Source organism: Streptomyces beigongshangae, from assembly GCF_019710745.1.
GTDB lineage: Bacteria > Actinomycetota > Actinomycetes > Streptomycetales > Streptomycetaceae > Streptomyces > Streptomyces beigongshangae.
In genome coordinates this window covers 1-371 of sequence record NZ_JAHKJW010000201.1, presented here as the reverse complement: position 1 = coordinate 371, position 371 = coordinate 1, and the positions used below count along the sequence as shown (strand labels likewise).

The 371-nt window shown below is 69.0% G+C and carries 1 pseudogene; it reads right to left on the bottom strand.

Going from position 1 to position 371, the window contains the following annotated elements:
- Window positions 1-371 (bottom strand): annotated as a pseudogene (locus tag KM933_RS38840) (1,4-alpha-glucan branching enzyme); the annotation flags it as partial.

Genomic DNA, 371 nt, shown 5'->3' with positions numbered 1-371 from the left:
CTCGCTGTACGCGTACACCATCGAGAACGTCATCTCGTGGTGGTGGTACTTGCGGTGGACGGGCTCGTGCGAGACGTAGTCCAGCGAGTCGTGCATCCAGCCCATGTTCCACTTCAGCCCGAACCCGAGGCCGCCGAAGCCGCCCGGCCCGATGTGGTGGGTGGCCCGGGTGACACCGTCCCAGGCGGTCGACTCCTCGGCGATGGTGACGACGCCGGGCTCGCGCCGGTAGACGGTGGCGTTCATCTCCTGGAGGAAGGCGACCGCGTCGAGGTTCTCCCGGCCGCCGTGGACGTTGGGCGTCCACTGCCCGGCCTCGCGCGAGTAGTCGAGGTAGAGCATGGAGGCGACGGCGTCGACCCGCAGCCCGT